Source organism: Bradyrhizobium sp. BR 10261 (assembly GCF_019455395.1).
Taxonomy (GTDB): domain Bacteria; phylum Pseudomonadota; class Alphaproteobacteria; order Rhizobiales; family Xanthobacteraceae; genus Bradyrhizobium; species Bradyrhizobium manausense.
Genome location: NZ_JACOFQ010000001.1, coordinates 432,356 through 442,652 on the forward strand (window position 1 = coordinate 432,356; position 10,297 = coordinate 442,652).

Sequence of the window (10,297 nt, forward strand, 5' to 3'; positions counted from 1 at the left end):
TGGTCGATTGACTAAATCCGGCCGTCAGCTTTCTGTAAAGCGGCACCGAACAAGAACAGGGGAGAATTCATCCATGGAAGAGCGCGTCTCGATCTCGATCTCGGAAGGTGTTGCCGACGTGCGCCTGGTGCGCGCCGACAAGATGAATGCGCTGGATCAAGCCATGTTCGAGGCGCTTGTCGCGGCAACCGAGCGTCTTTCGAGGGAAAAAGGCGTACGCGCTGTCGTGCTGTCAGGCGAGGGCCGCGCCTTCTGCGCTGGTCTCGACATGGGACGTTTTGCTGCCATGAGGGAGAAGGGCGGCAACGGAATTCCGGGTGGCGAAAATCGCGATCTCACCAAGCGCACGCATGGCCAGGCCAACTTTCCGCAACAAGCGGTGTGGGGCTGGCGCCAGCTCTCGGTTCCGGTGATTGCGGCCGTGCACGGCGTTGCCTTCGGTGGCGGCTTCCAGCTCTCGCTCGGCGCCGACATGCGCTTCCTGAGCCCCGATGCGCGGATGTCGATCATGGAAATCAAATGGGGTCTCGTGCCTGACATGGCGGGCACGCCGATCCTGGCGAGCCTCGTGCGCGACGACATCCTGCGCGATCTCACCTACACGGGCCGCATCTTCTCCGCGCAGGAAGCGATGAGCTACGGTCTCGCCACCCGCATCTGCGATGATCCGCGCGCTGCGGCGCTCGAAGTCGCGCGTGAGATCGCCGGCAAGAGCCCCGATGCGATCCGAGCCGCCAAGCGACTGCTGAACAATCTCTCGGTCGATCCAGGACCTGCGCTGCTTGCGGAGTCGGTCGAGCAGCAGAAGCTGATCGGCAGCCCGAACCAGACCGAAGCGGTGCGGTCGAACCTGGAGAAGCGCGCGGCGAAGTATGTGGATTGAGTTCGTCATTCCGGGATGCGCCGTAGGCGCAGGCCCGGAATCCATTGGGCCTCGTCGTCCGCTGTGAAATGGATTTCCGGGTTCGATGCTTCGCACCGCCCCGGAATGACGGCCTCAGTGCCTCCTTCAACCCGACGGAAGATCGGAAAACAAGAATGAGCGAAACGTCCAAATTCCGCGGCATCGTCTCCGGCGACCGCCGCCGCGCCCACACCGATGTCGCCGATCGCGCCGATCGCATCGCCTCCGGTCTCGCCATGTCAGGCGTCAAGCAAGGTGATTGCGTCTGCATGCTGATGCGCAACGACATCGCCTTCCTCGAGGCCGCCTACGCCGCGATGCGGCTTGGGGCCTACGGCGTGCCGATCAACTGGCACTTCAAGCCGGAGGAGATCAATTACATCCTCGGTGATACCGGCACCTCCGTGCTGATCGGACATGCGGACATGCTGCACGTCCTGCGCGATGCGATTCCTGATGGCGTCACCGTGCTCAGCGTGCCGACGCCACCGGAAATCCTGAAGACCTACAAGATCGATCCCGATCACCTCGATACGCCGGACTTCGCAATCGATTTCGAGTCCTGGCTCGCGCAGCATCAGCCCTATGACGGCCCGGTCGTGCCGCAGCCGATGAACATGATCTACACGTCAGGCACGACAGGTCATCCCAAGGGCGTACGTCGCAACGCCCCGACGCCGGAGCAGCAGGCGGCCGGCGAGCGTATGCGTGCGACGATCTATGGGTTGAAACCCGGCGCCCGCGCGATCCTGCCAGGTCCGCTCTATCACTCCGCGCCGAACTCGTTCGGTATCCGTGCAGGCAAGCTCGGCGGCGCGCTGGTCTTGATGCCGCGCTTCGAGGCGGAAGAGTTTCTGCAAGCGATCGAGCGGTACAAGATCGACACCATCTTCATGGTGCCGACCATGTTTATCCGCCTGATGAAACTGCCGGAGGGGGTCCGCAAGAAGTACGACGTCTCCTCGCTTCGTCACGTCATTCACGCGGCCGCGCCCTGTCCGGCGGACGTCAAGCGCGCTATGATCGAGTGGTGGGGGCCCGTGATCTATGAATTCTACGGCTCGACCGAATCCGGCGCCGTCACCTTCGCGACCTCCGAGGACGCGCTCAGGAAGCCGGGTACGGTCGGCAAGATTTCGCCGGGCGCCGAGCTCCGCTTCATCGGCGACGACGGCCGCCTGCTCGGCGTCGGCGAGACCGGCGAGATCTATTCCCGCATGGCGGGGCTTGCCGACTTCACCTACCACAACAAGCCGGAGAAGCGCGCCGAGATCGACCGCGACGGTTTCATCACCTCGGGCGATGTCGGCTATATCGACGAAGATGGCTACGTCTTCATCTGCGACCGCAAGCGCGACATGGTGATCTCAGGGGGCGTCAACATCTATCCGGCCGAGATCGAGTCGGTGCTGCATGCCGTCCCGGGCGTGCATGATTGCGCCGTGTTCGGCATCCCCGATGCCGAGTTCGGCGAGGCGCTCATGGCGGTGGTCGAGCCGCAACCGGGCGTTACGCTCGGTGTCGCCGACATCCGTGCGCGACTGAAGAGCTCACTCGCCGACTACAAGGTCCCGAAGCATATCGAGATCCGCACGGGCCTGCCGCGCGAGGACTCCGGAAAAATCTTCAAACGCCGCCTGTGCGATCCCTATTGGGAGCTGGCGGGGCGGAAGATCTGACCTTTCGACGCGGACCTGTAGGGTGGGCAAAGCGGAGCGTGCCCACCGATTCTCGCGTACGGAGACAGATGGTGGGCACGGTGCAAACGCGCCTTTGCCCACCCTACGACAGCTACGACAGCGAAGCCCCCTACACCAGCTCTCCGCCGACGAACAGCAGGAACGATCGGCCCGGCACCTTATAGATGCCGTCGAACTCGAACCGGACGCCGGATGCGCCGTCGGCGGCATTGGTGTCGAGCAGCAGCGACCAGCACGGTCCGGCCGTGGTGTGCGGCAGCTTGAAGTCGACCTCGCCCTCATAGCTGTTGAGGATGATCAGCACGCTGTCGTCCTCACCGTGGCGCGGGATCGCGGTCTTGCGTGCACGGCCGTCAAGCATGGCACCGAAGCATTTGAGCCAGCCGCTTTCCCACTCGCCGTTCGACATCTCGCTGCCATTGGCATTGATCCAGACGACATCGCGGATGTCGAGCTGCGCATCATGCACGCCGGTGAGGAAGCGGCTGCGGCGCAGGATCGGATAGTCGCGCCTCAGCTGGATCACCCGCTTGGTGAAGGCGAGCAGCTTCTGCGCATGCTCGCCCATGGTCCAGTCGAACCAGGAGATATCGCTGTCCTGGCAATAGGCGTTGTTGTTGCCCTGCTGGGTGCGGCCGAACTCGTCGCCGCCGAGCAGCATCGGCGTTCCCTGCGAGAGCAAAAGGGTCGCCAGCATGTTTCGCTTCTGCCGCTCGCGCAGTCCGACGATCTCCTGGTTGTCCGTCGGGCCTTCGACGCCGCAATTCCAGGAGCGGTTGCTGGAATTACCGTCGCGGTTGCCCTCGCCATTGGCTTCGTTGTGCTTGTCGTTGTAGCTCGCCCAGTCGTTCAGCGTAAAACCGTCATGAGCCGTGATGAAGTTGACGCTGGCCCATGAGCGACGGCCGCCCCAGCGGCCGAAGATGTCGCCGGAACCGAGCAGCCGCGAGGCGAGGGCGGAGGGCGGCGCCTCGCCGCGCCAATAATCGCGCACCGTGTCGCGATATTTGTCGTTCCACTCCGCCCAGCCGGGCGGGAAGCCGCCGACCTGGTAGCCGCCGGGTCCGCAGTCCCAGGGCTCGGCGATCAGCTTGACGGTCGACAGCAGCGGATCCTGATCCATTGCCTTGAGAAATCCGCTCTGCTCGTCGAAGCCGTAGACTTCGCGTGCGAGAATGGTGCCGAGGTCGAAGCGGAAGCCGTCGATATGCATATGGCCGGCCCAGTAGCGCAAGCTGTCCATCACCATCTGGATCACGCGCGGATGCGACAGGTTGACGGTGTTTCCGGTGCCGGTGTCGTTGATGTAATAGCGCTTCCGGTCGGGCAGCAGGCGATAATAGCTCGCATTGTCGATGCCCTTGAAGGACAGCGTCGGCCCGAGCTCGTTGCCTTCGGCGGTGTGGTTGTAGACGACGTCGAGGATCACCTCGAGGCCGGCGCCGTGCAGCTTCGAGACCATCTCCTTGAATTCGCGCAAGGAGTTCGGCACGTCCGAGGCGTAGCGCGGGTCGGGCGCGAAGAAGCCGATGGTGTTGTAGCCCCAGTAATTGACCAGGTTCTTCTTCAGGAGATTGTCGTCATTGATGAAGGAATGGACCGGCAGCAGTTCAATCGAGGTCACGCCGAGCGATGTCAGATGCGCGATCATCTCGGGCGCGGCGAAGCCGGCATAGGTGCCGCGCAAGCTTTCCGGCACCGCGGGATGCTTCTTCGTAAAGCCCTTGACGTGGGTCTCGTAGACAATGGTCTCGTCCCAATGAACGTTCTGCCGCGCCGCCTCGGCCTGCCAGTCGAAATCAGGATCGACCACGACGCATTTCGGCATGAACGGCGCGCTGTCGCGTTCGTCGAACGTTGTATCGTCGCCCGTCTCCATGATGTAGCCGAACACGGCCGGATTCCAGGTCAGGCTCCCGGCATGGGCGCGGGCATAGGGATCGAGCAGCAGCTTGTTGGGATTGAAGCGATGACCGGCGTCGGGCTGATAGGGCCCGTGGACGCGATAGCCATAAAAGGTGCCGGGGCCGACGCCGCTGATGTACCCATGGAAGACCTGATCGGTATATTCCGGCAGCTCGAAGCGATGCGTCTCGCGATCGCCATCGTACAGGCAGACTTCCACCTTGGTGGCATTGGCTGAAAATACCGCGAAGTTGGTGCCGTTGCCGCTCCAATGGGCACCCAGTGGATAGGGCAGGCCTTCCTCGATGATGAAATCGGACATGCGACCCCCCTAGGCCCCGATGGCCGCGACAGCAATGCCATTGCGCCCCGAATGTTTCAAACGCCGTGCCATTCTGGGCAATGCGTGCGTCAATTCGATGAAGTGGGTGCCGCCTTCGCAGCGACGGTTTTCCCAACTATATAAGTGGGGTCATTGGCCTCCGGATCATCCCAGGGTTCTTAAACTCATGTCCCCAGTTTCCATCCTGCTCAACCTGATCTGGATTCTCATCGGCGGGGCCTGGATGGCCTTCGGCTGGCTGGTGGCTTCAGTGATCATGGCCATCACCATCATCGGGCTGCCTTGGGCACGGGCGGCGTTCAACATCGCCATCTACACGCTGCTGCCGTTCGGCTCGCGCGCGGTCAGCCGTGACGAGGTCACCGGCATGAGCGATATCGGCACCGGCGCCCTCGGCGTGATCGGCAACATCATCTGGCTCGTTCTGGCCGGCTGGTGGCTGGCGCTCGGCCACGTCCTGACCGCCGTGCTCTTCGCCATCACCATCATCGGCCTTCCCTTCGCCTGGGCCCATCTGAAGCTTGCTGGGATAGCGCTCTGGCCGATCGGGAAGGTGATCGTGCCGGCTTGACTCTGCCGGGCCGCCGGCCCCAGCGCCGGCACTGTGCGCCGCCACCAAGATCATCTTGCGCTGCGGTAGAAAAATATCGCACACTCGGACCGCCGGGGAGCCATTGGGAGCTCTACAAGGGGAGCGAGCCATGTCCCTCCAGACCGTACCATCCGACGCTGCCGAGCTTCGCCCGAACCGGCCCGAGGACGTCCAGGCGCTGGAGGCCGATGCCCGGCTGCGGGACGATATCCGCCTGCTCGGGCGCATCCTGGGCGACACGGTGCGCGACCAGGAAGGTGCCGACGTGTTCGACCTGGTCGAGCGCATCAGGCAGACCTCGATCCGGTTCCACCGCGACGAGGACCGGATTGCCCGCCGCGAGCTCGAGCAGATCCTCGACAGCATGTCGACCTCGGAGACGGTTCGGATCGTCCGCGCCTTCAGCTACTTCTCCCACCTCGCCAACATCGCCGAGGATCAGAACAACATCCGTCAGATGCGCAGCCGCAGCGCCACCAACGGTTCCGGCGTGCTGGCGCAAACATTGGCCAAGGCCAAGGCCGCCGGCATCGGCGCCGACGCGCTGCGCGCCTTCTTCAAGACCGCGCTGGTCAGCCCGGTGCTGACCGCGCATCCGACCGAAGTCCGTCGCAAAAGCACCATGGACCGCGAGATGGAGATCGCCGCGCTGCTCGACCGCCGCGAGCGGGTTGCGCTGACCGCGGACGAGGCCGCCGCCAGCGACGAGCAGCTTCGCCGCGAGGTGCTGACGTTGTGGCAGACCAATCTGCTCCGCCGCACCAAGCTCACCGTGCTCGACGAGGTCGCCAACGGCCTATCGTTCTACGACTACACCTTCCTGCGCGAGGTGCCGCGGTTGGTGAACGCGCTGGAAGACCGGCTGGAGGAGGGCGGCGAGCAGGCCGCCAGCGAGCTCGCTTCGTTCTTGCGCATGGGCAGCTGGATCGGCGGCGACCGCGACGGTAACCCTTTCGTCACTGCCGACGTGATGCGCGGAACGCTGCGGCTGCAGTCGAGCCGTGTGATGCAATTCTATCTGAACGAGCTCCACGTGCTCGGCTCGGAATTGTCGATCGCCGCCCATCTCGCCGATGTCTCCGAGGAGCTCCGTAACCTCGCGGAGCGCTCGCCCGACACCTCGCCGCACCGGAGCGGCGAGCCCTATCGCCTTGCGGTCTCAGGCATCTATGCGCGCCTGACCGCGACGGCCGAGAAGCTCGAGGTCGAGATCACCCGCCGGCCGGTCGGCAAGGGCGCGCCCTACGGAAGCGTCAAGGAACTGCAAGCCGATCTCGACGTGCTGCATCGCTCGCTGATCTCCAACAACGCCCGCGTCATCGCGCGCGGCCGGCTGCGGCTGCTGCGGCGCGCGGTGGATTGCTTCGGCTTCCATCTGGCGCGGCTCGACATCCGCCAGAACTCGGCGGTGCACGAACGCACCATCGCCGAGCTGATCGACGCCGCCAACCCCGGAATGTCCTATCTCGCGCTGGGCGAGGAGGCGCGCATCTCGCTCCTCACCAATGAATTGCGCTCGACGCGCGCGTTGGTCTCGCCCTTCGTCAAGTACAGCGACGAGACCATGGGCGAGCTCAACGTCTTCCATGCCGCCGCGGAGGCGCATGCGAAGTTCGGCTCGGACGCGATTCCCCAGTGCATCATCTCGATGTGCAAGGGCATGTCCGACATGCTCGAGGTCGCGGTGTTGCTCAAGGAGGTCGGCTTGGTCCATCCCTCCGGGCGCAGCGCCATCAACATCGTGCCGCTGTTCGAGACCATCGAGGATCTGCAGGCCTCTTCAGGCATCATGGACCGCATGCTGTCGCTGCACGATTATCGCCGCCTCGTCGATAGCCGCGGCAGCGTGCAGGAAGTCATGCTCGGCTATTCCGACAGCAACAAGGATGGCGGCTTCGTCACCTCGGGCTGGGAGCTCTACAAGGCCGAGATCGGGCTCGTCGAGGTGTTCGAGCGTCATCATGTGCGGCTGCGCCTTTTCCACGGCCGCGGCGGCTCGGTCGGCCGTGGCGGCGGACCGAGCTATGACGCCATCGTCGCCCAGCCGGGCGGCGCCGTGAACGGCCAGATCCGCATCACCGAGCAGGGCGAGATCATCTCGTCGAAATATTCCAACGCGGAGGTCGGCCGCAATAATCTGGAGATCCTGGCTGCGGCGACGCTGGATGCGAGCCTGTTGCGGCCGCGCGAGAGCGCGCCGCGCCGCGAATATCTGATCGCGATGGACGAGCTTTCAAATCTCGCCTTCAAGGCATACCGCGGTCTCGTCTACGAGACCGAGGGCTTCGTCGACTATTTCTGGTCCTCGACCGTGATCAACGAGATCGCGACGCTGAACATTGGCAGCCGTCCGGCCTCGCGCAAGAAGACCCGCGCGATCGAGGATTTGCGCGCGATCCCCTGGGTGTTCTCCTGGGCGCAATGCCGCCTGATGCTGCCGGGCTGGTACGGCTTCGGCAGCGCGGTCGAGCAGTGGATCACTGAACATCCCGACAAGGGCATGCCGTTCCTGAAAGAGCTCTACAGGGAATGGCCGTTCTTCCGCATGCTGCTGTCGAACATGGACATGGTGCTGGCGAAGAGCTCGATCGCGATCGCCTCGCGCTATGCCGAGCTGGTGCCCGATGAGGCGCTGCGCGAAAAAATCTTCGGCCGCATCCGCCGCGAATGGCATTCCTGCATCGAGACGCTGCTCGACATCATGGGGCAGGACCGCCTGCTGCAGGGCAACCCGCTGCTGGAGCGCTCGGTACGTCACCGCTTCCCCTATCTCGATCCGCTCAACCACGTGCAGGTCGAGCTGCTCAGGGAGCATCGCGCGCAGAACCCGGACGAGCAGGTGCTGCGCGGAATTCAGCTGACGATCAACGGCATTTCGGCGGGGCTACGGAATACGGGGTAGCGCGACGTAGCGGCCACATCCTCAGTCATCATGCCCGGGCTTGACCCGCCTGCGCGGCCGAAGCCGCTTCGGCGAGGCGAAGGCCCGGGCATCCACGTTCCTCGTACCGCGCGTCAAGTCGGGGATGGCCGGGTCAAGCCCGGCCATGATGCGAGGAGAGATTGCGGGCCTTACACCGGATCCCACGGGAAGATGTCCGCGGATCGATCCAGCTTGTAGAACGAGCCCTTCAGCGCCGGCATGCCGTGTTCGGCGATCGACTGCGGCGTCCAGCCTTCGCTGCGATGGACCGAGCGCAACGGGCGGTTCTGGCTGAACAGGAACAGCTCGTTCATGCGTGCGCCAAAGATCTGTCCGGTGACGTCCTTGGCGGCATCGGAGAGCAGATAGGCGCAGATCGGCGCGATCTTCTCCGGGCCCATCTGCTTGATCTTCTCGACCCGCGCCTTCTCGGCCTCGGTCTCGGTCGGGATGGTGCCGATCATGCGGGTCCAGGCGAACGGCGACACGCAGTTGGAGCGCACGTTGAAGCGACCCATGTCGAGCGCGATGGATTTCGACAGCCCGATGATACCGAGCTTGGCGGCAGCATAATTGGCTTGGCCAAAATTGCCGATCAGGCCCGAGGTCGAAGTGAAGTGCACGAAGGAGCCGCTCTCCTGCTCGCGGAAGATGCGCGCGGCGGCGTGGCTGACATAGAACGAGCCCATCAGATGCACCTTGATGACGGCCTCGAACGCTTCCACGCTCATCTTGTGGAAGATCATGTCGCGCAAAATGCCGGCATTGTTGACGACGCCATCGAGCCTGCCGAAGGCATCGGTCGCGGTCTTCACGATCTTGCTGGCGGGAATCGCTTCCGCGACCGACTCGAAATTGGCGACCGCCGTGCCGCCGCGCTTCTTGATCTCCTCGACCACCTCTTCGGCGGGCGTGGCGCTCGAGCCGGCGCCGTCGGCCGCACCGCCGGGATCGTTGACGACGACCTTGGCGCCCTCAGCCGCACAGAGCAGCGCGATCTCGCGCCCGATGCCGCGGCCTGCGCCGGTGACGATGATGACCTTGTCCTGCAGTGATTTGCTCATGTGGGTTCTCCGCTAGCCGTTCCAAATTCCGCCGTCATTCCGGGGCGCGCCTCCTGGCGCGAGCCCGGAATCCATGTCTCCGCTTCGCTCGCTGCACAATGGATTCCGGGTTCGCGCTAAGCGCGCCCCGCAATGACCGGCTGTTACCTCTCGTTCGTAAACACGATCGTGCCTGACGCCGCGAACATGCCGCCGACGCCATGGCACACGGAAATCTTCGCATTCGGCACCTGCGCCGGCGCGATGCCGCGCATCTGGCGCACGCTCTCCTGCAGCGCGTACATGCCGTACATGCCCGAATGCATGTAGGAGAGGCCGCCGCCATTGGTGTTGAGCGGAAGCTTGGCCCCGGGCCGCGTGTTGCCGTCAGCGATGAATTTGCCCGTCTCCTCGTACGGCATGAAGCCGAGATCGCCGAGCCCGAACAGCGGCAGATGCGCAAACGCGTCGTAGATCATGAGGTGATCGACGTCCTTGTGCGCGATGCCGGCCTCCTTGAACGCGAGCGGTCCCGCGGTCTTGAATGCGCGCGAGGAGTTGAACGTCTCCATCTGGCTCACCATCGGCGTTTCCACGCTCTCGCCGGTGCCCATGATATAAACGGGCTTGCGCGGAAAATCCCTGGCGCGGTCGGCCGAGGTGAGGATCAGCGCGCCGCCGCCGTCGGTGACGAGGCAGCACTGCAGCAGCCGGAACGGATAGGCGATCATGCGCGAGTTCAGCACGTCGGCGACCGTGATCGGATCCTTCATCATCGCCCGCGGATTCCTGGCCGCCCATTCGCGCTGCACGACGGCGACCGACGCGAGCTGTTCATGGGTGATGCCGTAGGTCTTCATGAAGCGCAGCACGGGAATCGGGAACAT

7 protein-coding genes are annotated in these 10,297 nt (G+C 64.1%); 4 read left to right on the top strand and 3 right to left on the bottom strand.

From position 1 onward, the window contains the following. The first annotated feature begins 73 nt into the window (after window positions 1–73). Both HYH07_RS02015 and HYH07_RS02020 read left to right on the top strand, forming a co-directional pair. Window positions 74–883 (top strand): crotonase/enoyl-CoA hydratase family protein, encoded by an 810-nt coding sequence (locus HYH07_RS02015; protein ID WP_220000869.1) that lies wholly within the window; start codon window positions 74–76, stop codon window positions 881–883. A gap of 155 nt (window positions 884–1,038) precedes the next feature. Continuing rightward, window positions 1,039–2,583 (top strand): acyl-CoA synthetase, encoded by a 1,545-nt coding sequence (locus HYH07_RS02020; RefSeq protein WP_220000870.1) that lies wholly within the window; start codon window positions 1,039–1,041, stop codon window positions 2,581–2,583. A gap of 130 nt (window positions 2,584–2,713) precedes the next feature. On the opposite strand, the gene glgX is transcribed toward HYH07_RS02020, so the two are convergent. Next, entirely contained in the window at window positions 2,714–4,831 is a 2,118-nt protein-coding gene (glgX, locus tag HYH07_RS02025; protein WP_220000871.1) for a glycogen debranching protein GlgX, read from the bottom strand. Window positions 4,832–5,018: 187 nt separating this feature from the next. Between glgX and HYH07_RS02030 the strand changes: the two genes are divergently transcribed. Together HYH07_RS02030 and ppc are read left to right on the top strand one after the other, a co-directional pair. Further along, entirely contained in the window at window positions 5,019–5,423 is a 405-nt protein-coding gene (locus HYH07_RS02030) for a YccF domain-containing protein (protein WP_220000872.1), read from the top strand. 130 nt (window positions 5,424–5,553) lie between these two features. Further along, complete coding sequence (gene ppc / locus HYH07_RS02035) at window positions 5,554–8,346, top strand: phosphoenolpyruvate carboxylase (RefSeq protein ID WP_220000873.1); 2,793 nt, start codon at window positions 5,554–5,556, stop codon at window positions 8,344–8,346. Window positions 8,347–8,516: 170 nt separating this feature from the next. Here the strand turns inward: ppc and HYH07_RS02040 are convergent, their stop codons facing one another. Together HYH07_RS02040 and HYH07_RS02045 are read right to left on the bottom strand one after the other, a co-directional pair. After that, the gene (locus tag HYH07_RS02040) at window positions 8,517–9,431 is read right to left on the bottom strand and encodes an SDR family oxidoreductase (protein ID WP_128959179.1); all 915 of its coding nucleotides are present in this window, start codon (window positions 9,429–9,431) and stop codon (window positions 8,517–8,519) included. Between the two features lie 143 nt (window positions 9,432–9,574). Further along, window positions 9,575–10,297: thiolase C-terminal domain-containing protein (locus tag HYH07_RS02045; protein WP_409363870.1), on the bottom strand; the 723-nt coding region annotated here is incomplete at its 5' end.

What these genes read in the sequence shown, in the direction of transcription:
- HYH07_RS02030 (WP_220000872.1), top strand. Translation starts at nt 5,019, where the DNA reads ATGTCCCCAGTTTCCATCCTGCTCAACCTGATCTGGATTCTCATCGGC.
- glgX (WP_220000871.1), bottom strand. Translation starts at nt 4,831, where the DNA reads ATGTCCGATTTCATCATCGAGGAAGGCCTGCCCTATCCACTGGGTGCC.
- HYH07_RS02040 (WP_128959179.1), bottom strand. Translation starts at nt 9,431, where the DNA reads ATGAGCAAATCACTGCAGGACAAGGTCATCATCGTCACCGGCGCAGGC.
- HYH07_RS02015 (WP_220000869.1), top strand. Translation starts at nt 74, where the DNA reads ATGGAAGAGCGCGTCTCGATCTCGATCTCGGAAGGTGTTGCCGACGTG.
- HYH07_RS02020 (WP_220000870.1), top strand. Translation starts at nt 1,039, where the DNA reads ATGAGCGAAACGTCCAAATTCCGCGGCATCGTCTCCGGCGACCGCCGC.
- ppc (WP_220000873.1), top strand. Translation starts at nt 5,554, where the DNA reads ATGTCCCTCCAGACCGTACCATCCGACGCTGCCGAGCTTCGCCCGAAC.